General features: G+C 54.7%; 20 protein-coding genes. 13 read left to right on the plus strand and 7 right to left on the minus strand.

The window, feature by feature from the left end:
- Positions 1-98: 98 nt before the first annotated feature.
- The 5 genes from A4E19_05205 to A4E19_05225 all read left to right on the plus strand — a co-directional run bounded on the left by A4E19_05205 (position 99) and on the right by A4E19_05225 (position 3112).
- Positions 99-467 (plus strand): hypothetical protein, encoded by a 369-nt coding sequence (locus tag A4E19_05205; protein OQW32757.1) that lies wholly within the window; start codon positions 99-101, stop codon positions 465-467.
- 64 nt (positions 468-531) lie between these two features.
- On the plus strand, positions 532-831 hold the full coding sequence (locus tag A4E19_05210) for a hypothetical protein (protein OQW32758.1): 300 nt from the start codon (positions 532-534) through the stop codon (positions 829-831).
- A gap of 232 nt (positions 832-1063) precedes the next feature.
- Positions 1064-1741 (plus strand): hypothetical protein, encoded by a 678-nt coding sequence (locus tag A4E19_05215; protein ID OQW32759.1) that lies wholly within the window; start codon positions 1064-1066, stop codon positions 1739-1741.
- Between the two features lie 126 nt (positions 1742-1867).
- Positions 1868-2230 carry a hypothetical protein gene (locus tag A4E19_05220; protein OQW32760.1) on the plus strand — a complete coding sequence of 121 codons (363 nt, stop codon included), beginning with the start codon at positions 1868-1870 and terminating at the stop codon, positions 2228-2230.
- Between the two features lie 30 nt (positions 2231-2260).
- The gene (locus tag A4E19_05225; GenBank protein ID OQW32761.1) at positions 2261-3112 is read left to right on the plus strand and encodes a hypothetical protein; all 852 of its coding nucleotides are present in this window, start codon (positions 2261-2263) and stop codon (positions 3110-3112) included.
- A 151-nt stretch (positions 3113-3263) separates the two neighbouring features.
- Here the strand turns inward: A4E19_05225 and A4E19_05230 are convergent, their stop codons facing one another.
- Positions 3264-3926: a hypothetical protein gene (locus tag A4E19_05230; protein OQW32762.1), complete on the minus strand. Its 663-nt coding sequence runs from the start codon at positions 3924-3926 to the stop codon at positions 3264-3266.
- Between the two features lie 452 nt (positions 3927-4378).
- Between A4E19_05230 and A4E19_05235 the strand changes: the two genes are divergently transcribed.
- Together A4E19_05235 and A4E19_05240 are read left to right on the plus strand one after the other, a co-directional pair.
- Positions 4379-6724 (plus strand): hypothetical protein, encoded by a 2346-nt coding sequence (locus tag A4E19_05235; protein ID OQW32763.1) that lies wholly within the window; start codon positions 4379-4381, stop codon positions 6722-6724.
- Entirely contained in the window at positions 6721-7374 is a 654-nt protein-coding gene (locus A4E19_05240; protein ID OQW32764.1) for a DNA-binding response regulator, read from the plus strand. The genes A4E19_05235 and A4E19_05240 overlap by 4 nt, the downstream gene beginning before the upstream one ends.
- A 607-nt stretch (positions 7375-7981) precedes the next feature.
- Here A4E19_05240 and A4E19_05245 read toward each other — a convergent pair.
- The gene (locus A4E19_05245) at positions 7982-8257 is read right to left on the minus strand and encodes a hypothetical protein (GenBank protein OQW32765.1); all 276 of its coding nucleotides are present in this window, start codon (positions 8255-8257) and stop codon (positions 7982-7984) included.
- On the opposite strand from A4E19_05245, the gene A4E19_05250 reads away from it, so the two are divergent.
- The gene (locus A4E19_05250) at positions 8256-9413 is read left to right on the plus strand and encodes a hypothetical protein (GenBank protein ID OQW32766.1); all 1158 of its coding nucleotides are present in this window, start codon (positions 8256-8258) and stop codon (positions 9411-9413) included. The genes A4E19_05245 and A4E19_05250 overlap by 2 nt on opposite strands.
- A 659-nt stretch (positions 9414-10072) precedes the next feature.
- Here the strand turns inward: A4E19_05250 and A4E19_05255 are convergent.
- The gene (locus tag A4E19_05255) at positions 10073-10963 is read right to left on the minus strand and encodes a hypothetical protein (GenBank protein ID OQW32767.1); all 891 of its coding nucleotides are present in this window, start codon (positions 10961-10963) and stop codon (positions 10073-10075) included.
- Between the two features lie 389 nt (positions 10964-11352).
- Here A4E19_05255 and A4E19_05260 point away from each other — a divergent pair, with 389 nt between their 5' ends.
- Positions 11353-12198: a hypothetical protein gene (locus A4E19_05260; GenBank protein ID OQW32768.1), complete on the plus strand. Its 846-nt coding sequence runs from the start codon at positions 11353-11355 to the stop codon at positions 12196-12198.
- Between the two features lie 546 nt (positions 12199-12744).
- Here the strand turns inward: A4E19_05260 and A4E19_05265 are convergent.
- The gene (locus A4E19_05265) at positions 12745-13689 is read right to left on the minus strand and encodes a glutathione-dependent reductase (GenBank protein OQW32769.1); all 945 of its coding nucleotides are present in this window, start codon (positions 13687-13689) and stop codon (positions 12745-12747) included.
- Positions 13690-13933: 244 nt separating this feature from the next.
- On the opposite strand from A4E19_05265, the gene A4E19_05270 reads away from it, so the two are divergent.
- The 3 genes from A4E19_05270 (at position 13934) to A4E19_05280 (ending at position 19849) form a co-directional block, all read left to right on the plus strand.
- Complete coding sequence (locus A4E19_05270; protein OQW32770.1) at positions 13934-15145, plus strand: hypothetical protein; 1212 nt, start codon at positions 13934-13936, stop codon at positions 15143-15145.
- Positions 15142-18273, plus strand: a complete 3132-nt coding sequence (locus A4E19_05275) for a cytochrome-c peroxidase (protein ID OQW32771.1) — start codon at positions 15142-15144, stop codon at positions 18271-18273. Before A4E19_05270 ends, A4E19_05275 begins: the two co-directional genes overlap by 4 nt.
- A 319-nt stretch (positions 18274-18592) precedes the next feature.
- A complete protein-coding gene (locus A4E19_05280; protein OQW32772.1) occupies positions 18593-19849 on the plus strand; it encodes a hypothetical protein in 1257 nt (418 codons plus the stop codon).
- A gap of 46 nt (positions 19850-19895) precedes the next feature.
- Here the strand turns inward: A4E19_05280 and A4E19_05285 are convergent, their stop codons facing one another.
- Entirely contained in the window at positions 19896-20384 is a 489-nt protein-coding gene (locus A4E19_05285) for a hypothetical protein (GenBank protein OQW32773.1), read from the minus strand.
- Positions 20385-20485: 101 nt separating this feature from the next.
- Between A4E19_05285 and A4E19_05290 the strand changes: the two genes are divergently transcribed.
- A complete protein-coding gene (locus A4E19_05290) occupies positions 20486-20971 on the plus strand; it encodes an Appr-1-p processing protein (protein ID OQW32774.1) in 486 nt (161 codons plus the stop codon).
- Between the two features lie 346 nt (positions 20972-21317).
- Here A4E19_05290 and A4E19_05295 read toward each other — a convergent pair whose 3' ends face one another.
- Both A4E19_05295 and A4E19_05300 read right to left on the minus strand, forming a co-directional pair.
- A complete protein-coding gene (locus tag A4E19_05295) occupies positions 21318-22823 on the minus strand; it encodes a hypothetical protein (protein ID OQW32775.1) in 1506 nt (501 codons plus the stop codon).
- A 378-nt stretch (positions 22824-23201) separates the two neighbouring features.
- Entirely contained in the window at positions 23202-23876 is a 675-nt protein-coding gene (locus A4E19_05300) for a hypothetical protein (GenBank protein OQW32776.1), read from the minus strand.
- Positions 23877-24479: the final 603 nt, after the last annotated feature.

The following is a 24479-nucleotide window of genomic DNA, read 5'->3' on the forward strand; positions in this document are numbered from 1 at the left end:
CAATAGCTTCAAGCGCGACTGCGACCCAACTGCGGCTCGTTTCGATTGGCACGATGGTTGCCCGGTATTCTCATAGAATGCTCAGAAGGGGAAGGGTGATGTCATCACGATCCATGGTGTTGTCATTGGTAGTTGCTCTGTCATGCGTACTTGCTACGAACGCCTTTGCGGAAGAGAAAAGCAGTCAGAAGGCGCTCCGCGAACATTACGATCTCCAGGATGGGAAGCGCCTCTACGAACAATATTGCCGCTTCTGTCACGGAGAACAAGGCAAAGGCAAGGCCTACGAGGTGACTCCTCCTCCGGCCGACCTCACCAGTTCCGCCGTTCAGAAAAAGTCCGATGCCGAGCTGACACAGATTATCCATGGAGGAGAGCGAGGCACCGCGATGGGGGCTTGGCAATGGGTTTTATCGGAAAAGGATAAACAAAATGTCCTGCTCTATATCCGGTCGTTGGTTCGATGACCTTCTTGTGAGATGTGAATGTCTTAGGATTGAAAACTTTATCGATAAGGGCGGAGAGACAGCGATGACGAACCACGAAAAACGAAAGCAGATCATCCCGTGGATTGATCCGGAAGAACGCGTGACCGTGCACTTCCTTGACGAGAAGAACCTGAACGCCGAGGTGACTGGGACTACCGAGGAACTAGTCGATCTCGCGATTGAGACCAAGGTGCCTCATATGAAGCAGCGGATTTCGATTCCGCTCAGACTCACGGAGATTTCCGAGGATCTCGGACACTACACGCGAGACCCAGAGCGGCCACTCAAACATCGGCGGCTCATGCTCATCATAAACGAGAACCGACCGCCTATCATCTACTAGGAGCCTACACACACGGTATGGACTTGAAATGAATCGTCATCTGCTGTTGTGGCTGATCGCCATGGTTCTACTTGCAACGACCGGCTGTCCTCCCCGCCATCCGCCCCATACGCCCCAACCATTTAGTATGAAGACCGCGACCGTGGGTTGGGCTTGGTCGGTAGGCATCGAGGATGTCCGGACAGTGCATTAGCCCAAGGCTGATCACAATCAAAGACAGGCTCGCAATCCTTTGCAACCGGCTCGTCCCGTCATAGTGGTCGCTCTCTCGGCCATCCTAGCGCTCTCGGGCTGTGCCTTGCCGGTCGAAGGATTGTGGCCGCCTGCGCAAAACTCGCCGGCTCAGACCGTCATTGTTTCGCTCGATACCTGGCACGCGATGATCGCGTTTCCGACTTATCAAGCAGACAGCGATCAGCCGTCAGATTTTAGTCTGGAGAGAGGAATTTCTCCTCAGCACTCATCGCTCAGCATTCAGCACTTGTTTGAGGAGTGGGGCTATGCCGAGCGCGCGTGGTATGTGGAGGGCAAGACGGGACTTGTCGGGATTCTTCGCGCGCTCTTCTGGCCGACTGAGGGTGTCGTCGAAATGGGATATCATGATCGCGTGTGGGCGGATCGTACGCCACAACCACCCGCTGAGCGGTTCGTGTTCCGCCTGAGTGAGGAGGGCCATCAGCGGCTCCGACAACATCTGCGATCGACTCTGTTGAACGAGGTTCCGCTCGCCTCGTTTGGACGATCTGCGTTTTATCCTGCGAGGAGTTCTTATCATCTGTTTCACACCTGCCACCAGTATGCGGCTCATGCTTTGCGCAAGGCAGGCTTACCGATTTCACCGTTCTGGGCCTTCAACCGAACCAGTCTTGCGTGGCAGTTGCGGCGTGCCACCAAGATTGTCGGAAAATAGACTGAAAAGACACTCTCTCTATTCGCATAACTAACATTATGACGCATGCTCAAATTCCGTGAAGTACGGCTTGTAGTACAATCATTGGGCTGGTAGCGAATGCTTCATTACCGGAAGATGCGGCTGATGGTGAAGATGGCTCGCACACCACCGGTGAAGTTAGGGATTAGTCTGGTGGTGTGTCTCTTTGGATTCGGTGGCTGCGCCGCTGATGCGCCTCTCGATTTGAGCTCCTTCGATCCCGCCCATGATCAGAAAGCCATAGCCGGCTACTACCGGGATCAAGCCGTTTCGATGCGCGAAAAGGCCCATGCGCAAACGACCGCTGCGGCGCGTTTCGAGGCGCTCTTCGGGCCCGAAGATGACGCCGTCGCCGGTGCGCGGTCACTGGCTCACTACTACGAACAAACGGCGCAGGAACTTGAACGTGTAGCCGAGGCTCATGCCGCCGTGAGTCGCCACGGGCAGCGGCCACAGACCGTCCGGTAATCATTAACCTCATCGAAAGAGGAGGAGTATATGACACATTCTTCGACGGCACGTCTGCTGTTTTTGCTGATCCCGATCATGATGGTCCTCCAAGGCTGCATCAGTACGGTGAGTCCTGGAAGTCGGGGGTTGCGTTGGTATCCCCTCACCACCGGACTGACGAAAGAACCGCTCAAGGAAGGCATTTTCTGGCGAGCGCCTTGGAATGACGTCTTGATCTATGACACCCGATGGAAAAGCTTCCGAGAAAAGGTCGATGCATTGACCGCAGACGACCTGCCGGTCACGGTCTACGCCACGATCACGATGCGCCCAGTTCCCGATGAAATCTACTTTCTAGCGCAGGAAGTGGGGCCTGATTGGTACAGGCAACTGGTGCACCCGCAACTCTTGTCGGCTGTGCGCGGAGTCGTCGCGAACTATTCCATGGTCACGCTTCCCGAGCGCAGCAGCGAAATTGGAAGCAAAATCGAGGCTGTCGTGGTCGAAGCGATGAAAGGGCGTCACCTGGACGTTTACAACGTGGCGCTCTCGGAAATGGAATTCTCCCAGATGGTATTGAGGGCCATCGAACAGAAACAAGCGAAAGAACAAGAGAAGGAGCAGAAGGATTTCGAGGTGGTGATTGCGCAGCGCAATGCCGAGATAGCCAGGATTCAAGCCAAGGGCGAAGGCGATTCCTTGAAGATCCGCGCGGAAGGCGAAGCCGACAGCATGAGAATCCGCGCCATCGGGCAGTCGCAGGCGCAGGAAATCATCACCAAAACGCTGACGCCGGACTACTTGCGGTTCAAGCTCTATGAAAGTCCCAACGCGAAGACGATCATCGTGCCCGAAAAGACGAATGTCCCCATGATTCTCAATCCTGGCGCTGACCGATAGGAGGCGTCATGAGACAAGCGCAGTACTTCAGCAGATGCGGATGATTGGACATGCTGACCGCCTGGCCGCCAGAGGCGACACGATTGAAGCGAGCCAGGCCCGATCGGATCGTGAAGCTGCAGGTTGGGGCGCCCCAGTGGCAGCGCTCGAGTTATCGTTTTGATTTTGGCTCGTCGACCACGGTTCGCTCGCGTAACTTGGTGACCAGCTGATCGTAGGAGCTCTCGCGAATGATCTTCTGAAACTGGCTCCGATAGTTGCTGACCAGGCTCACCCCGTCAATAATGATGTCGTAGGCAGACCATTGGCCATCCTTCAACAAGAGGCGGTAGTCCATGGGAAGAGCGGTTTTGTCCGATCGCAACTCCGTCCGGACTTCCGCATACGAACCTTCGATCCGTTCCGCCAAGTATCCCACTTCTTGTTTTCGTCCCGTATAGTCCTCGATTCTTCCGGCATACTTATCGGAGAGGAAACTCTTATAAACCTCGACGAACTCTTTCCGCTGAACTTCAGTCAGCGGTCTCCAATAACCGCCCAACACGCGCTTCGACATTTCGGCATAGTCAAACCTGTCGGCGGCAATCTCTTCCAGCATTCGACGGCGCTGTGCGTGTCGGGTTGGGTCTTTCAGGGATGGGTCGTCGAGGATACGGAGAATCTTGGTGACCGTCTCGCGCACCGCTTCCGTCGGAGCCTCGGTCCCTTGCGAAGAAGCTGAAAAAGCGAAAAGCCACAAAGTGACAAAGACGAGCGCCACAGTCCGCAAGCCATTCGTGGAAACCCGCCGTTTCCTCGCACAGAGATGTACCATTCGATGGTGTTCTCTCCTAAACTCGCCACTCCAGTACAACTGTCACCTTTGAGTCTACACGATGCCAGACGACCTTGCCATCGAACCGATGTTTCTTCTTCTGCGTCGACCGGATGCCGTGAATGGTCTTCGCTGCGTGTCTCTCTCTTTGACGATGGCATATGAAGTTCGTGGGTGATTCGGCACTGGTCTCGATCATCTTGGAGAGAGATATAAAGCCTTTTTACCTACCGCATGCTTGCACGAACATCGGTCGTTAAAAATTCCCATGAGTCGAACAATTTCTACCATAGGCTGTGTCATGACTCGTGTGGGTTCAGAAATTGTATGAAATGCCGACCAGTGTGGCTACCGATATAGCCCGTGCAGGAATTCAGTCTTGCGAGCTTTAGGTAAGAAGCCTAGAATAGTTTTACCCTATGACACCGAACTCAACCAAAAAGAAGCGTTGGATGGAGGCACGGCTGCTCTCGGACGTTCCTCACACAGAGGATTGGCAAGGGAAGGCGGTCGAATCGGCAAGAGACGATTTCTTCGCCGAAGCCTTCCGTCTGAGCCCTCATCCCATCGGCATCACGGAGCTCGAGACCGGGTTGTGTCTCGAAGTCAACGACGCTTGCCTGGATATTTACGGTTTCCGCCGGGATGAAGTCATCGGGAAAACGACGTTGATGTTGGGAATCTGGCCTGATCCTCATGATCGAGCCAGACTCATCGATCGATTGAAGACGGAAGGGTCGGTCCGCAATCTTGAAGTGTCGATGCGGATGAAGAACGGTGAATTGCGACAGTTCCTCATCTCGACAGACCTGATCACGCTCAGGGGGAAACCCTGCCTCCTGACGATCGGCAATGACATTACCGAACGCAAAAGGATTGAAGAGGCGTTGCGCCGCACGCATGACGAGTTGGAACAACGCGTTCGGCAACGAACGGCCGATCTCGAACGAATCAATGCGGCGATGCGGGATAGTGAGGAACGATTCCGCTTGTTCGTCGAGCACGCCCCGGCTGCGATCGCGATGTTTGATCGCGAGATGCGCTACTTGGCGGCGAGCCGTCGTTGGATGGAAGATTACCGGCTTGCCGGCGACCTCATCGGCCGATCACACTACGACGTACTTCCCGAGATCCCAGTGCGATGGAAGGAGGTACATCGTCGTGGATTGACGGGAGAAGTACTGAGCGCGGACGAAGACCCGTTCGTTCGGCACGATGGCTCCGTCCAGTGGATCACCTGGGATGTTCGTCCCTGGTATAGCGGCCGTGACGTGGGCGGCATTGTCGTCGTCACCGAAGACGTGACGGCCCGCGTGGAAGCCAAGAACGCATTGCACGAACGAGAGGAACGGTCCGATCAAGTCATTCGGTTGGCCAACTTCGGCATTTTCGATCATGACCATCGCACCGGAAAAGTGTACTGGTCTCCCGCGATGAGAGAAATCTACGGAGTCGGGCCCGATGAACCGGCTTCTCTGGAAGGATACATCCGGTTGATCCATCCGGAAGACCGCGACGCAATTGTCGCTGCCATCAAGCAGGCACAGGACCCTGCCAGTGACGATCTTTTCTCGGTTGAACATCGTGTGTTGCGACATGACGGCGGTATCCGGTGGGTGAGTTTTCGGTCATGGACGTTATTCGACCATGACGGACCGGAACGTCGCCCCACTCGAACCTTGGGGGCGATGATCGATATCACGAAACGGAAACATGCCGAAGAGGCGCTGAAAATGAGCGAGCGCCGATTCGCATCCTTTATGGATAATTTGCACGGCTTCGCGTGGATCAAAGATGTTCAAGGCCGATATCTGTATATCAATCGGCTGTTTGAAGAATCTCTCATCCAAGGATTAGATTGGAAAGAAAAGACGGCGCGGGAGTTGTGGCCGGAGGAGATCGCTGAACAGTACGAATTAAGCGATAAGAAAGTGCGGGAGAACAAGGCACCGCTGCATGAGGTCGCACCGTTCGTTCGGGATGGGGAAATCCGTCATGCGCTCGTCAGTAAGTTTCCCATCGTCGATCATAAGGGTACGCCAGTGCTCTTGGGAGGTGTCGCAGTCGACATCACCGAACGCAAGCAGGCGGAGGAGGCTCTGCATCGCAACCAACTCGAATTGCATCAGCAGCAGGTGCAACTGGAAGAACTGACGTCCAAGCTGCTGAAAGCACAGGAGCATGAGCGGCAACGAATCGCCCGTGATTTGCACGACGACGTGAGCCAACGGTTGGCCGCGCTGGTCTTGGAAGTGGCATCCTTGGAACGCCATCCTTCCACCGAGCCCGTTGAACTGGCTCACGCGTTGGGACCGCTGCGCGAACAGTTGGAGCAGCTTTCTGACGATGTGCACACGCTCGCGTACCGGCTTCATCCCTCGTTGTTGGAGCACGCGGGATTGCGCCCGGCCGTCGAAGACCATGTCCATCAGGTATCCCGACGCACGGGTTTACCCATCCATCTGAAGATTCTGGATGTTCCGAATGCGGTGCCGCTCGATCAGGCGACCTGTCTCTTCCGCGTCATGCAGGAAAGCGTCCAAAATGTGGTGAAGCATGCGGAAGCGACGGCCGTGGCGGTCCAGCTTCGCGGGTCATCAAAGGGGGTGGGCCTGTCCGTCATCGACAATGGAAAGGGATTTGATCTGCAAGACTTGCGTGCTCACCAACAGGGACTGGGATTGAGCAGTATGGAGGAACGACTGCGACAGCTGCACGGGTTCTTTCGGATCCACTCGCAGCCATCCCACGGCACAAAGGTCTGTGCGTGGGTGCCTTGCGAGATGGAGGTCACATGAAGCGGCCCCGTATCCTGATGGCCGACGATCATGCCATCGTCCTTGCTGGGCTTCGGAAGTTGGTGGAAGCCGAGGGTGAGGTGGTCGGTATGGTGGAGGATGGGCGAGCCTTGGTGGAAGCGGCACAGCAGCTGCGTCCAGACATTGTATTGCTGGACATCTCGATGCCGTTGCTCAATGGATTGGATGCGGCCCGGCAAATCAGTAAACTGACGCCGGAAAGTAAACTGATCTTCCTGACGATGCATGCCACCCCGACCTATGCGACCGAAGCTTTTAAGGCAGGGGCCTCCGGCTATTTGATCAAACGGTCTGCTGCGGTGGAGCTTAAACAAGCCATTCAGGCGGTCATGCGGGGACAACACTATATGACTCCGCTCATCACGAAAGATGTTTTGGCGGCGACGCTACAATCCCCCGATGGCCAGCCCAGCAAGCCATTGGTGACCTCCCTGACCCAGCGGCAACGGGAGGTCTTACAACTTGTCGCCGAGGGAAAGGGTACCAAGGCCATAGCCTCGATTTTAAATATTTCCGTCAAGACCGTGGAATTTCACAAGTTTCGTATTATGGGAGAACTCGATCTCCACTCAACTGCTGAGCTCATCAAATATGCGATCGCGGAAGGTCTTGTGAGCGTGTCCTCGTAAGAGTTCAAACCGGCTTGTCTCCACTAATGGTATCTCTCGCCATCATCACCACAACATTATGATTCGATCGCCCATGGATTTTCAGTTTCGCTAGTAATATACCAACATCTTTCTAGTGAAATTACTAGTTCACAAAGTCCTTCCACAGTACTTACTATTAGCCGTGGTTAATGTTTAGTTTGTCTCCTTCGAATCGGATGATTCGAGATCTGACTAGAGACGCTGCGAGGTTTGACCTCTGAGTGGTGAACTTATGCAAGTTTCAGCGATTATAGATCGTGTCTATGGAGCCTTGGAACAGTTTGGTTCCACTTGCTCAATGGAAGAGGTGGTCGGGCTCTGCCCGGAACTTACCTGGAACCAAGTGTACCTAGCCATTGATTACTTAAACAAAGCAGGAAAGGTTTCCGTGACCTTGGATCCAGACAGAACGTATACCGTCCGGGTCGGTTCAGGAGGCGAGTCATCACAATTTTCCTCCAGACAAGGGCACCTTCACAGTACCGTTTAACCTCTGATCGGCTCTATCCTCATCCCCGACAATAGAGCTGTACGGCCTACCGTCACCTCCGCTTCGCGTAACGTTTGTCTGGGGGATGACTCTCCGTCATATAAGCTTGTAGATGATATTGGTGTGCATGCAGATTGCCGCGACTTTCTGGACTGCAGGGAGAAGAAGACGGTAGTCCCTGCCGGTCCACCGTTCTGTTCCCTGAAATGTCTTAGCCATCGAAGGGCGACGCCCCTCAGCAGCGCACCTCGCGAGATAACAAGCGAGTGAGATGAATCCGTTGGACTCCTGACGACGGCGGATCATCTTCGTACATGACTCCCTGCGTTCTCTAATCCACGCGGAAGGTTTGTGGTACAGTGGCCGCTTCATGAGGATCTTCGTTCTCGGAGTCGGGGCTACTGGATCGCTTCTTGTGAGGTTACTTGTCCGGCAAGGCCATCACGTGTCTTGTGGCGACCGGGATCCGGACCGTGCACGCGACTTTCTCGGGGACACATCAGACATTGCGATCCAACGGGTCAATGCCCGAAATCTTCGAAACGTAGTCAAAGCAACCGAAGGATGCCACCTCCTGATCAATGCATGCCCCCCCGTCTTGAACAATATCATCATGCGGGCGGCTCTTCGTGTACAGGCTCATTATCTCGATACCGCCTCACATCTCCGAGCCAACCCATTTCGACCGGAACAGTTGTCCTTCGATCGGCGATTCCGGGAGAAACAACGATGGGCACTCATCCATGCGGGCGTGGCGCCCGGATTAACCAATCTCCTCGCAGCTCAGGCGGCGGCCGGTCTTGACGAGGCGGAGAAAGCAGAGATACGAATTTTTGAGAATACGGCATCGGATAACCCGGTCTCGCAGTGGTCGGCCGAATCATCATTTGACGAAGCCATATCGCGCCCACGTGTCTATCGCAACGGCCGTTTCGGTTTCGGGGTCAAATTCGGCGAGCGTGAACGGTTTCGATTTCCCCCGCCGATTGGGTTGGTCAGCGTCGTGTTGGCCGCTCAAGATGAAGTCACGACATTGCCGCGCGTTCTTCGCCTGAGGAGTGTCGACGCGAAAATCGGCGGGACCGACATGGAGCGGTTTCGGCGATGGTATCGCCAAGGCAAACTGAAACGGTCGCGTGGACTCAGCGCGGTCCAATTCCCAGCGACGGAGACTCCTCGTGCGATGATCAAACTGGTCCGAAAAGGGATCCTGCACAACGCCCGTTTTGCCGTGGCCGTGTCGGTCTATGGGTTTCGAGGAGAACGTCCCTGTCGGATCCGCTGGGATGCCAAATTCCCTTCGCTCTTTGAGTTGCGCCACAAAAAACTCGCGTACTCACCGATCGCCTGGAGTACCGCGCATCTCGTGGCAGTGTTTGTCAAACATATGCCGCACGACCTTGTCGGTGTGTATGTGCCTGAAGAGTTACCGGCCCCTGTTCGACGAAAGATCCTACACGCGGCACGTTCGAGCGGTATCCGCCTGAAGCGAACGACAACGTCATTTAGATCATCGGATCAGTCTTAACCCATATTAGTCCTCCACTCAACGAGATCCCGTTCAAACGTCATGCGTTATCCGATGTCAACTGTCCCAATTCCTTCGCATCCTGACCAGGCTGCATTCGTCCGAGACGTCCTGTCCAAGCTACTTGACAGTCGATTTTCTCCGGATTAAATTTGCGCCACATATAGATTCCCAAGGTGCGAAGGGCCGAGTTGTTGTCTGACATCAGACCCTGAAGGTGTCATTCGTTGCAGCTTGTCCAGGGAAAGGATGTCCATCGGTCTCATCGTTGGGAGGTGTGCTGTGGTATTTCACTTCGTTGCGTGACGGGTCCGGACGAAAGGAGGAACCATGGATAGTACCTTCTTGATGTTTGCCGTTGTGATGCTCGTGATTTTCATCGGCGGCATCATCGTGTACAAGAAGAGCGTGTAGCGAGCGCTCTACCCCGCATCTTCGTTTGTGAGGGGCTCAGTGCCTTGTGGGCCCGCATTGGTGGCTGTCAGGTGCGCTGACCTCACAATCATGGGTCTGCCTTGTTCCGGTGGATCCTCCTAGTCTTTCATTCCCTTCATATTTCGTCGTTATCCCACTCGGGTGTCGTCACAACAGACCGTTATTAATAGATTGTAATAGCGATGAGCATGAAATCAGACCGGGTATTAGTGACAGAGAATCGGCTATTCTCGGATGGCTTTGGCCCGTTTTTGAAGATAGGCATTACGGACTGCCGCATAGAGGTCCAGAGTCGATTCTTCAACGCCCTGGAATTTTTCCAAATTCAGGGAGCGATCGTTGACGATCTCCGTCGCACGCACGCCGATCGTGATGCCGTAAATGGCCGCCCGTTCATCTGGAGAGATCACCGTCGGTATGGCATCGATGTCGTGCATAGTCGGGAGAATGAGCCAGTAAATCGGATTCAGGGCGATGTCTCCGGCATATCCGACTAGGTCGCGAACCGTATACGGTCCCAGAAGCGGCACCATAAGATAGGGACCAGGTTTGATGCCGTAAAATCCGAGCGTCTGTCCGGTATCTTCCTCCGGTGTGGTGAGATTCCATCGCTGAGCCACATCAAAGAATCCCCCGATCCCAACCGTCGTATTGATGAGAAACCGGCCGGCCTCGATTCCCGCGCCTCTAAATTTCCCCTGAAACATATTGTTCATGAATCGTGGGGTCACACGGCTATTGTAGAAGATATTGCTGATCCCGATCTGGACGATATTCGGTACGACAACGTTGTAGCCTTTAGCGACCGGTTTCAGTATCCATCGATCGAGTTGCCGGTTGAATTCAAAGAATTTGGTATTTAGAGGCTCCCAGGGATCATGCTCCTCAATTGCTTCTTCACCTGGCTCGGCGAACGGGTCGAGTGGCTCGTCTGGAGAGACGTCGGTCGCCGATACGGCGGAGGGAGTGATCTTCTGAGAGGCATCGGCAAGGAGCATCGGGAGCGCATCCTGCTTGATGTAAGAAGGCAGAGGATGAGCTACGGATTGTTGACCGGCACAACCGGAGAGTACGATCAACGAGACGGCAAAGACGAGTCCACATTCTCTTCGCATCAAGCGGGACGACCTACACACTGATATTGTCCTCATTCTAGTGACTATCCTCTTGAGATTAATAATAAAATGAGCTTCGGCAATGCGGCCCGCACTCTACCAAAAGTCGAGTCACCCGCCAATCATTTATTTATGAGGTATTCATCGGATCTAGGCCATGGCTTCTCCCCTTACGGACATGGCATTAGTATTGCTTTCCAAATAATAGAAAGGAGGAACCCTCACTCCCTACCGGAAGGGGCTCTTATCCGGAAGAGGCTCTCATCCACCGGCTTCCGAACATCCTGTGGGGTGCCGCGTGGTTCATGCATCGCGCAACGCCGGGCATCTTGTGGTGTTACCTACAGGAGGGGATGGAAAAGAACTCCTCGCGTAGAAGGGAAGATGCAATGAAAGCTGTCATAGGAGTGGATGGATCGAAATATTCAGAATGGGTATTGGGTTGGTTGGGCGAGCTGCCGTTTCGGGCAAGACCGCGGGTGACGGCGATTCATGCCATGGATCTTCAATCCGTGCGACCGTCGTTCCTCACTCAACCGTCCGTCAGCGGGTATGAACCGGACGAAGGGGAAGCCATTCATCTTGTGGAGTCTCGAGCCAAGCGGGTGGAAGCAGAGACGAAGCGGCAGTTAGCGAAGCTTGGGCTCAAGGGTTCGGTGCGCGTCGTGCAAGACAAGATCGCACAAGCCCTCATCGAAGAGGCGGGGCGTAAGGGGTTGATCGTGGTCGGGAGCCGCGGGCTCGATGCCATCGACCGGTTTGTGCTGGGCAGCGTTTCCACGGCGGTCACGCTCCATGCGTCCTGTTCGGTCTTGATCGTGAAAGAGCCCCCACAACCTCTTCGACGGCTGTTGGTCGCGACAGATGGGTCTCCGTCATCTCAAAAAGGGCTTCAATTTTTGATCAAACAGTTCACGGCCAGATCGAAAACCAAGCCGCCGCTGGTTCTGTTGGTCCATGTCATGCCGTTTCTGCGCTACACGATGGTGAAGGAGGCGGGAGAGAAATTGCTTGCGCAGGAGGGGGCAATGCTTGAAAAGGCTGGGTATCGTGTCAGACAATTTCCATGTGTGGGACCGGCCGCCGAGGAAATCATGAAGGTGGTGAATCGAGAACAACCTGACCTGATCGTGACCGGAGCCAAAGGGAAAAATACTGTCGCCCGATTTCTCTTGGGCAGCGTCTCGACGAAACTGGTACAACAGAGCGCTTCTTCCGTCCTCGTGGTCAGATAAGTCATAGCCGGCTGATTGAGGTACTGGTGAAGACGAATCCATGGCTCACCCCCTCTGGGGGTGAGCCATGCTGTCACTTGGAGGGACCCGACGAAGCGGGCGTGCCATTGTCCTGAATAAGGCCGTTCTTCACAATACGCTCACTCTGCAGCGCAAAGGCACCTTTCAGGAAGATGAGGCCTTGCCACAGGGGGGATGCCCATGCCTGAGCCGACGAGCTACACACTTTTCTTATAGACGACGATCCCCCCGAGGAGGAGTGCACCCATCACAAGCGCAAACAACCACATCATGTCCATAACCGCTCCTTTCAGTTAAGAAGATTGGGACTCATGCATTCGTTGTGGAGCAACTCTTGTGCTCGATCTGAATGCCCCAAAACTCCGCAAAAAGAGGCGCCTACAACGCCACGCAGGCCAGGCGTGTTCAGCGAAATGAGGAGAATGTCATCAAGACTGTCTAGCCGATTGGACAATCCACTTCAGCGCTCCCAGCAGGTTAAGCGGGAAAAACATAGCGATGCATGCATTGGTTTGGGGAAAATGGTCAGACGAAACGTTCACGCCCGTGAGGTCTCGACAAATCCAGTTCCGGACCGATGGGGACGATGCGGGTTGGGTTGATATCGTCGTGCGTGATGTAGTAGTGCCGCTTGATATGATCGAAATTCACGGTGTCAGCGATCCCGTCGGTCTGGTAGAGATCTTTGAGATACCCGAAGAGATTCGGGTAATCGGCGATTCGTCGGACGTTGCATTTGAAATGTCCATGGTATACCGCGTCGAACCGAACCAACGTGACAAAGAGGCGCCAGTCGGTTTCCACGAATTCCGGTCCGAATAAATAACGGCGCGTCGCCAGGCGCGCATCAAGCTGATCCAGCGCGGCGAACAATCGGCGCACGGCTCGTTCATAGGCGGTTTGCGAGGTGGCGAAACCTGCTCGATAGACTCCATCGTTCACATTCTCGTAAATAAACGTGTTGAGCTCGTCGATCTCTTGCCGTAATCCATCCGGGTACAAATCGATCGGGCTTTCGGTGAAGCGATTGAACTCGCCGTTGAAGATTCTCATCAGGTCATCATCGGAATTGGTCACGATACGCCTAGTTGTGCAGTCCCACAATACCGGCACCGTAAAGCGCCCGATATAGTTCGGGTCGGTCGAGCGATAGGCGTCGCCAAGAAACCGGAACCCGTTGACGGGGTCGAGAGAGTGGCCGGGGCCTTCGCGAAACGCCCATCCTCGTTCATCACGGATAGGATCCACGGCGGTCATACCGATCACAGATTCCAGCCGTTTAAGCTTGCGGACGATGATCGTACGATGGGCCCAGGGACAGGCCCATGACACATACAGATGGTATCGGCCGGCAGCGGACGGATAGCCTGAGCTGCCGTCGGCTGTGATCCATCCTCGAAATGCGTCCGGCTGGCGCGTAAATTCACCGGCCGCTGATTGCTCATTTGGGAACTGAGCTTGGACATTCATCTAGGGTCGATCTCTTTTAGAATCAGTATCTCATAATCAACGATCAATCGCGCCAGAGAGACCGTAGTTTAGCGCGAAACTGTCGCATTTCGCTACAGCTCCATATATGCACCGTGGCAATAGACCACGAATGACGGATTGTGCATGAAAAAAACCATGTGTTCGGAAAGGCATGCCCCGTGCGAGAAGCGCTAGAGCGAGAACGAGCGGATCGGAGATATCGTAGAGGAGGCTGAGATCATTTGTGGTGCATAACCGTCGGCATCAGAGCAAAACCAGATATTTCTTTCATCTCATCCGTGGCCTGATGGCTTGTACCCTCGTCATGGCGGGGGTGGCGTGCGAGAACAAGCCGGCGGATAGTTCCGCCGTCAAACCGAATTCGTCTTCCGTACGGCCGGGATTCCTGCGTCTGACCCCGGAGGAGTTATCCCGGATGCCCCTGGAACTTGTGCCGGTGGCGCAGGGGCAGATGCTTTCGCATCGTGAGTTCCCCGCCACGGTCCAAGCCAATCAAAATGAATTGGCCGAAGTGACCACCCTGATTCGAGGCCGGGTCGTGAAGGTTCATGTGGATGTCGGACAGGATGTAAGAAAAGGGGCCCTCTTGGCGATGCTCCATAGCGTGGACCTTGGCGTGGCGGAAGGCGATTATCTCAAGGCCGGGGCACGGCTGCAGGAAGCGGAGCTTGCGCATGTCCGTGCCAAGGATCTGTACGACAACAAAGCCATCAGTTTGGCGGAACTGCAACGACGCGAGGCGGCCATGAAGACGGCGCGAGCCGACCTGCGCGAAGCCAAGAACCGTCTCGAACTGCTCGGTGTGCCACCGGAGGAGATCGACCGGCTTGATCGGGAATTGACGATCAAGGCCAACGTACCGTTGCGCGCCCCGTTCGACGGGCGGGTCATCACACGAAATATCACGCAAGGTGAAGTGGTCGAAACGAATCAAAAGCTCTTCACGGTGGCCAATCTCACCGACGTGTGGGTCATCGGCAATGTGCCGGAGAAGGACGTGCAATTCATCCGCAAGGATCAGCATGTCAACGTGGTCCTAGCGGCCTATCCTCATGCCATCTTCAAGGGAACCATCACCTACGTCGGAGATGTGCTCGATCCGGCCACGCGCACTATGAGCCTGCGTGTCACGGTGCCGAATCCCGAACGACTGTTGAAGCCGGAAATGTTCGCGCTCGTCAGCCTGTACACCGCCTCGAGTCCGGACACGCTGAGCGTCCCGCTCACGGCGGTCCAAGACGGGCCTGTCGGCAAGACGGTGTTTGTTCAACGGGAGGCCGGTGTCTTCGAGGTCAGGACCGTCAAATTGGGAGCCGAAGAGGGAGATGTGGTCAGGGTGCTGGAGGGGGTGAAGGCAGGTGAGCTGGTGGTGACGAAGGGCTCCTTCGCTCTCAAGTCCGAAATGGAGCGACACAAGATCGAGCCGTCATTATGATCGTCTCGCTTCTGGAGTTCTCACTGCGGCAACGGATCTTGGTCATCGGCTTGGCCTGTCTGTTGTCCGTCGTGGGGGTGATGGCCTTTGAGTCGATCCCGATCGACGCCTATCCCGACGTGACTAATATACAGGTGCAGGTGCTGACCGATGCACCGGGGCTCTCGCCGGTCGAAGTTGAACGGTTCATCACCTATCCGCTGGAACTTCAGATGACCGGCCTGCCGGGCTTAGCGGAAATTCGATCGCTCTCGAAGTTTGCCCTGTCCCAAATCACGGTCGTCTTCAACGACGATGTGGATATCTATTTCGCCCGCCAGTTGGTGCTCGAACGGATCATGGCGGCAAAAGAGCGGTTGCCGGATGGACTTGAGCCCATCATGGCGCCTGTCACGACGGGGTTGGGGGAGGTGTATCACTATTACTTGGAAGGGCCCCATGCGACGGCGACCGATCCGAAGGTCATCGAGACGGAGTTGATGGATCAGCGCACGCTGCAGGAATGGGTCCTGCGACCGCTGCTGAAGGGTATCCCCGGCGTGATCGACGTGAACGGCATGGGAGGGTTCGTGAAGCAGTATCAAGTCTTGGTCGATCCGGTCAAGCTGCGCAAGTTCGATTTGACGCTGCACCAGATCTACGAGGCGGTGGTGAAGAATAACGCCAATGTCGGAGGCAACGTGCTGGAGCGTCATGCCGAACGCGCGATCGTGCGAGGGCTTGGGCTGATCAAGACGGTGGGTGACATCGAATCCATCATCGTCAAAGAGGTCGGCGGCACGCCGGTCTTCGTCCGGGATGTCGCGGAAGTCCGTATCGGCCACGCCGTTCGCCATGGGGCAGTCGTGCTCAATGGTGAACGGGAAGTCGTGATCGGAACGGTCCTCATGCTTCGTGGAGGGAATGCTCGTCAGGTGGTGGAGGCGGTCAAGACGAAAGTGGAGGATTTGCAGCAGGGCAATGTCCTCCCTGCAGACACGAAGCTGATCCCATTCTACGATCGCATCGAGCTGGTGAATGCCGCCATCAATACGGTACGTGACGCGTTGCTTGAAGGGATTGTGCTGGTGGTCTTCGTCTTTTTTTTCTTCCTGGGGCATGTCCGTAGCGCCGTCATCGTAACGGTGACGTTGATCGTCACGCCGCTCGTGACCTTTATCGCGATGGAGCAGTTCGGGCTTTCGGCCAACTTGATGACCCTCGGGGGGCTGGCGATCGCCATCGGGGAGATCGCCGATGGGTCCCTGGTCGTCGTGGAAAACGCCTATCGGCACCTGGCCAGACATCGCGGCGCATCTGAAGACAGCCGGCTCAGCGTCATTCTCCATGCCACGAAGGAAGTCGGCCGACCGATCCTGTTCGGCATTCTGATCATCAGCGTTGTCTTCTTGCCGCTCATGACGTTGCAAGGAATGGAAGGCAAGATGTTCGCGCCGCTGGCCTACACGCTGGTGATCGCACTCTTGGCTTCCGTCATGGTGACACTGACCCTGTCACCCGTGCTTGCGTCTCTCTTCTTGCGCGGAGACCATCCGGAAGAGACAGGAGTGACGCTGTGGATGAAAGAACGGTATCTGCCGGTGCTGCAATGGACGCTCCGGCACCGAAGTCTCATTCTGGCCGGTTCCACCGCGATTGTGTTGGGCAGCCTGGCCCTCGTCCCGTTCGTGGGGCGGGAGTTCATTCCACTCCTCGAGGAAGGGTCGCTGACTCCGCAAATCGTGAAGTTGCCGAGCGTCTCGCTCGCTGAATCCATCGTGCTGGAGAAAGAGACCCAAAAGGCCATGTTGGAATTTCCCGAAGTGAAGGCCGCGGTGAGCCGGATCGGGCGTGCGGAGATTCCTTACCATCCGGAAGATCTGTATGAGAGCGATCCGATTGTGTCGCTGCACGACCGCAGTACGTGGACGACTGCGAAGACCCAATCGGGATTGACCGATGCCATCCGTCGGAAACTCGCCGACATTCCAGGCATTTCCGTCCTCATGAGCCAGCCGATTCAGGAACGGGTGGATGAACTGATCTCCGGCATCAGGACCGAGTGCGCCATCAAGCTGTTCGGAGACGATCTCGACGTGCTTCGCGACAAGGCGCAGGAAATAGCCGCCCTCATCCAGCCAATCGAGGGTGTCAAGGACATGAAGGTCGAACAGGTCGCCGGACAACCCTATCTCATTATCGACATCGATCGGCACAAGATCGCCCGGTTCGGCATCAACGTGGCGGATGTGCAGGAGATTATTACCACCGCGATCGGCGGCCAACCGGCGACGCAGGTCTATGAAGGCGAACGCCGGTTTCAACTCACCTTGCGCTTCCCGGAACCGTACCGGAACAGCGTGGCCGCCATTGGAGAGATCCGTGTGAAGTCGGCCTCCGGGGCGCTCATCCCCATGAGCGACTTGGCCAAGATCGACATGCACGAAGGCCCGGCCCGCATCAGTCGGGAGCATGTGAAGCGCCGCATCTACATCGGCTTCAACGTCGTCGGCCGGGACATCGGCGGCGTCGTGGATGAAGGGCGTGCGAAGCTCGCGGCCCAGCTTCACTTGCCGGAAGGCTACACCGTCGTGTGGGGTGGGGCGTTCGAAAACATGGAGCGAGCCAATGCACGGCTCATGATTGTCGTGCCAATCACGCTGGGCCTCGTCTTTTTTCTCTTGTTCTGGGCGTTCCATTCCCTGCGGTATGCGGCCCTGATCATCCTCAACCTCCCGTTCGCCTTGATCGGCGGCGTCGTGTCGTTGTGGCTGAGCGGACAGTATCTGAGCGTACCGGCCTCCATCGGCTTCATCGAGCTATTCGGGCTGGCGGTGGGGAACGGAATCGTCCTGGTCTCTTACATCAACCAGCTGCGCCACGAGGGACGGCAGATCGACGAGGCGATCCTGGCCGGTTGCAGCCTTCGATTGCGCCCGGTTGTGATGACCATGATGACGACGTTGCTCGGCCTTCTACCGCTGGCGCTGGCGCAAGGAATTGGAGCCGAGGTTCAACGCCCGCTCGCCAGCGTCGTCATTGGAGGACTCTTTACCTCGACGGCGCTGACGCTGGTGGTCCTGCCGGCTCTCTACAGTGTATTTGCGGGACGGGAAGTCGGGAAAGAAGAAGCGCCGGAATGGGTGTAAGCGAGCGGGCTGCAGGGGGCAATCCCTGCGCTCGCCGAGGCTCACATCAGAAGTGTTCCCTCGATGCGCGAAGTGAGGGATCGAGCCAGCCCCGCAGAGGGAAGGGAAAAGGAGCTGCGCTGAGGAGTGCCATGCCATCGCATGCTGCCATTACTCCAGTGCGTGGTGAGTCAGAAGATCGCAAGGCACCTGGGGCATGGGCACTAATCTTGTATGGATTTTCGGTGAGCTTGCCGGGCCGGCATGGCAGGGGATCCTAGTTTGGAGACGAGGCTGACTCCAAGAGGGAGCGACCACAATCAATCGGGAGGATCTTTCCATGAGCGGGATACTGGTGAGGGCGACCTTGCTGTGCTTCGTATGTTCGGGGGTAAGCGCGCAATCCGTGGTTGTGTATGCCGCGGGCGCCGGTGAACCGGATTTTTCCAAGGGGGAAAATCTGCTGAAGAACAAACAGTATGCCGAGGCGAGAGCTGCGCTGGAGGTCGGTCTCCTGAAAGATCCGTCCAATATCCCGGCTCATTTCAATCTGGCCGAAGCCTGTCGAGCCTTAGAGGCCTGGGCTTGTGCGGAGGAACATTACGATGCGGCGTTGGAGCTGGATGCCAAATCCGGGGCGAAATCATACTTGCCCAAATCCAAAGCGAAGGTGTGGCGGCTGCGGGAGGAGACGACGGTCTGGCGGCTCCTGAACGAGGGGAAGGGCCTGATCGCCAGTGGAAAAACGAAGCAAGCAGAGGACGCTTTGCACAGCGCCGAGGAGCTTGGTCTCAGCGGGGAGCAACAGACGCTCTATCAACAGCTTCAGGCCAAACTCCCGCGATCGCGAGCCACCACATCGAAATATCTGTCATCTGCCGGATCAGCAGGAGGAGCGGGAGAGACCGAGACGCTCGATATGCAGATGGTCCTGGTGTCGGCGGGGAAGTTTACCAGAGGGAGCACGCTCGGCGATGATGAAAAGCCCGTGCGGCAGATTTCGCTCAATGCTTTCTATATGGACAAATATGAAGTGACGGTCGGGCAGTATGCCAGGTACTTGGAGGCCACTGATATGGAGGAGCCTCCGGACTGGAGCACCATGAATCAACCTCAACATCAGCGACGCCCGGTCGTCAATGTGAGTTGGGAGGATGCCGTGAATTACTGCAAATGGGCCGGTAAGCGCCTGCCGACCGAGGCGGAGTGGGAGAAAGCTGCGCGAGGGACGGACGGGCGGATCTATCCCTGGGGCAATGAGGCGCCGAGTCGACTCCACGCCAATTACGGAAGAAAGGAGTGGGATGACCATCACGCCTTAGCTCCGGTTGGATCGTATGAAGCCGGAAAGAGCCCCTACGGGATCTATGACATGGCCGGGAATGCCTGGGAATGGGTATTTGATTGGTATGAACTGGACTATTACAAGAAGAGCCCCGAAAAAAACCCTATCGGACCGGCAAAAGGCGATGGAAAAGTAGTGCGGGGCGGGTCCTGGCTGTATGTGTCTGAGTTTCTGCGGTCCGCGCACCGGTTCGATGCGCAGCCGACGAACCGACTCTTTGGGTACGGGTTCCGTTGCGCGAAGACTCCATAGTCGGCGCCTCATGGGTGCGTGGTAACGAGAGGATCGGTTAGGCGAGTCAGCGGTATTTGGCAAAACAGATCAGGTCAAGGTGATCGTAGTGATTCGGAAGAATCGTTTCGGCCTTGTAACCCATGCTCATGAAGAACTGGATGTTCCGTGGTGTGCGAAGCATGGTGCAGGCGTAAAACTTGTGAGTATCGGTCGCCGCTTGCTCGATTTGGAGGATCAGGGCTTTCCCTACTCCTCGACGCTGGTGGGTGGGACTCACCGAGAGCAACCGTATCACGCAGACGCCCGCCACCGTCCAGAAGCGTACGGAACCGACGATCGTTCCTCCTTCTTCAGCGACGAAAATATGTTTTTCCCTCGCGTCTTCTTGGAGGCTCTCGAGAGTTTCAGTGGTCCACCCGCTGACGTTGTAGACGCCGGCATATTCGCCGAAGGCGACCTGTTGCACGTGAAGAAGAGCGGGAAAATCAACTTCTGTCGCCGGCCGAACGTGAATCACGATGAGGCTCCAGAATGAGGCGGAACGATTCCTCATTTTCATAGCCGACGGATGGGAGTTTAGCAAGCGTCAATGCAGCGAGGTAAAGAGACAAGGGGGCGGACATGCCGTCCCACTCACAAAACAAGGGAGTTGTTATGCTGAAAGAAGTCACCGGAGATATCTTACTGACCAGGGCCGAAATGGTGGCGCATGGCGTGGCGCCGAACGACGGCTATGCAAACGGCTTGGCATTGAGCCTGCGCCAACAGTGGCCCGCCATGTACAAAGATTTTCGACACTATTGTCAGACGTTTACTCCGAAAACCGGAGAACTGTGGGCGTGGGCGGGCGCCGGAGGGGTACGCATCGTGAGTCTGTTCACCCAGGAGTCTGCTCCAAGTCATGGGGCCAAACCGGGGAAAGCCACGATCGAGAACGTCAATCACTGCCTGAAAGCCTTCTCGAAGATGGTGGAAAGCGAGAAGGTCAGAAGTGTGGCGCTTCCTCGCTTGGCAACGGGTGTCGGTGGGCTCGACTGGAAAGAGGTGAAGCCCTTGATCGATAAACATCTCGGCCACTTGTCCATCCCGGTTTACATATACGCCACCTATCAACCAGGCGTGCAGGCGAATGAGGGATGATCCCTTGTGGCCCGTTTGAAGGACGTCATCAAAGGAGTATGAGCACAGGGAGACTTCCATGCCGCTGGTCCCTCAAGACCTGTATGACCGGTTGCCCCGAAGACAACTCCATCGATATCCGAAGGCAAGTTGGCGGGAAGCGCGGACGACCGGATGTCATCGGTCAATTTCTTCGCAGTCTAGGCATTCAACTGTACGGATGTGGACTGGTCTTGGCGACAGGGCAGGATGGTCCCCGATGATTATGCGGAATGATGTTGGTTCCCCAAAAGGAGGATCCGACGGACTTTTCGAAGTCTCCGTGATGAAAACTTACAGGACGTCCTTCGGAGAGACAGCGCGTTTGTCAGACGGAAGAATTAATCAGATCGTCCTTAGGTATCGGGTCAGATTCTTGAGACATAATAGAATAGTTGTTTCTTGCCAAACGAGCATTGGCCCAAACGAAGAGCAAATCGCTGTGGTCCGGCAAGCTAATAAAACTAGTGAATTTGGCGAATTGTTTCTTGCCGAACGAGTCTACTACCTTCTTGCGGAGGTAGTGAACAGTATCAATAAGGCTACCCAATCTTTTGCCCGGCATGCGCTTGCCATGAAGTTCAAAAAACATCTCCAAGTCCTTTTGTTGCTCGGAATTGTTAAAATGAAATCTTTGGTAAGCACAAAGTGCTCCTCGTTTTTTAATTCCGAATGAATCCCTCCTCACCCCTTGTTGTTCGAGTATTCTGCGCGGGATAGGTCTATCGTAGTTACCGCCAATCCGCCACGGATCCATAGCAGCGCTTTCGTTAATTTGCTTCAAACAATCGATTCTGGAAGCCCCGATGGATGGGATATTGGCAAGAAACACTCCTTTGTGTAATCGCCATTCGGCCAACTGGCAGCTGGTTGTGTCATGTCGATCCAGGAAGTGATTCGAATCGTTGAATTCTTTCTTCAACGCATTTTGCCACACAAAATCACCGGCAGTTCCCACAACCAAAAGAGTCAAATCATCCGGATAGTCAAATAGTGTCATGTTCAAGTCACCAGATTGCCCTAATCCAGCCAAAACTAAATCATAGTCTCGATAAGCCGATCGACGTTCAATAACGCTTTTTGCCGGGATGCCGAGCTTGTCCGCGATCTCCTCACCCGAATCATCGTGCCCCCGTTTGCCGACGCGCGAGATTGTAAGAGCGGAACGAATGTCAAGGGGCTTGGCGATCGCCGCGGAGGCGGCTGAATCATACCCCCTAGAAATTGTTGCAACCGGAGCCACCTTGAACCGACGCTGCTCATCCTGCAAATTAGCTCGAATGGCGAACATCCTTGACCGCAGGTAATCCTCATACTCTTCAAACGAAGCGAAGGTATCCTCAGCGTGGGTTTGTTCTTCCAGCGTTTCTTTAGAGTAGACGAGTTTTTCATAGGTCAAAAACTGAATGATATCTCCGTCTAATGTCGGCAAACTTTTGGGTCGATGCCGATGATTATTGAAGTAACGCAACAATGTTGTCGCGTAGGGAAAGGCGGGGTCCAAACGGAGCTTAGCTGCTGACAACAGGCAAGCCAATGAATTGGAGACCAGCAGTTCTTTCTTTTTGTTCACATAGAATAATCGGTCAAGCGAACCCGTGGAGCAAACAAACGACACCGTGTTATCTCTTAGTCGAACGCCTGTTCCGATGATGACAGGGACCTCGCGATCAAAATCACCTTTTCCAAATTCCCCCGCCCACGTTCCTTCGAAGATCCACTCGTCAGAATACTCGACCCGACACCCGTGGAGAACACTCACGGTGTCGTCGGTGACTTTGGCAAACCAGGACAGTTTCGGCCAATGGTTCAGTTGCTGCCGACGAAGCTTCATTGTGGCCTCCGATTAAACTTTTAAACTTTATGGAGTAGAGGTATAGTTTGTGATTCAATAATATTTAAGGAGGACGGCATCTGTGCGTACGTGAAAATCAAGTCAAGTGGCTCAAACAAGATGCTGTGTGCGGTACCTCGAATCCAAACCTGTTTCCCCCCATCACGATTCTCTCTACGGCATCGACAGCCGTCATGTGAATGAACGGTAAAGCCCATAATCTTCAAAGCTTCGAAAGAATCCAAAGAGAGCCGTTTGCAACCATACCGATTGCAACAAGCACTGTGCAAACCTTATAACGACTGGAGGTTGCGCTTGATATCAAAACAACGGAGAATCTCAACTGACTTTGGCTTGACTTTTCCAGACGAGACATAATCATTCGATCTCAACGATTTCTCTCGCAATTCGACCTAATACTGTCCTTGGTAAGAGCACAGGCTTTTTTGTTATTTCTCTGAATATTGCTTTTGTCATTCTGGTGAAACCAATACAGTCCAGAATTATCAAATCCACTTTAAGTTTTTTAAACCTATTTGCTATTTCAATTATCTTCTTCTCTGTTCCTGTATAGGGAGAAATTGCTTCCACAACCACGGAAAAACCAGTACCATGCCATTTCTTTTTCGTCGCCTGAATTTGATCCGGAGAAGGAATTATTACACCCAATTTTCCTTCTTTTAACGTGGCTTTGACCATGCTCTGTAATACTCTGTCCGGTCGCAGCAGTATCTTCTTGGATTCAATTTCTGGAAAATCTTCCGTGCACAAAAGGATCGCGATCTCTACTCCTTTGCCCTCAAGTTCGAATATGCAGTTTTTTAACTTGGCTACTATGTTCTTTTTAGTAATTTTAACTTCTGTTCCATCCTTCATCCTGGTTATAAGAATAGGGTCAGGTGGTCCTGGATAAAAATCGTTTACTTCTTTCAGACTGAGCCCGTCCAATGCACCCCTCTCAAGGATTTCAACTTCCGGTCCCAAAACATCTCGGATTTCAGGAATGATATCATCTCTGGGAGACTGCCCAATTGTTACCGCTCCTATTTTCATCTATCTTCTCCCCATAGTCTGGTGGGGACCAAGACACACCGGATTGTTTTGAACTTGTGTTTCTTTTAACTGGTTCTGAATTTCTTATAAAACTCCTAAGCCGCACTGACCAGTCCACAGATCGGCCGGAGTTTGTCAGCAAGGCGGCCGTCTCGGGCAGTGCATTTTCCTTGCGGGCCAACTCGCGCTCCATGTCCTTAATGCGCATGGAGCTGATCGGGATAGCCCCCGCTTCCGGCAGTACTTAGCCCGCTCGGCCAGCCATCTGCATTATTGCGGCAACTTATCACGAGTCCGCCAACCGACTGGTTCATCGCCCCATTCGGCAATAACCGACATTGTGCGCGGGCCTGTGATCATCAAGGCTACAACGTCGCAGCCGAATGCCTTCTTCCTCCGCTAGATGAGCAATCGGACAGTTGTACGGCGGTAACATTTTCGTCAACACCGCGTCATTCTACCGAATACTTCATCCCGACCTCGTCTCGTTTCTAGCAACTACCTGAGCGACGCCAGAACTATTCCGACATAGGAGGAAGAACACAATCTGTCGGGATCTTACGGAAGAGACTGAGAGATGCAGCCGACTCATGTGCTCGATGT

This window comes from Nitrospira sp. SG-bin1 (assembly GCA_002083365.1).
Taxonomy (GTDB): Bacteria; Nitrospirota; Nitrospiria; order Nitrospirales; family Nitrospiraceae; genus Nitrospira_D.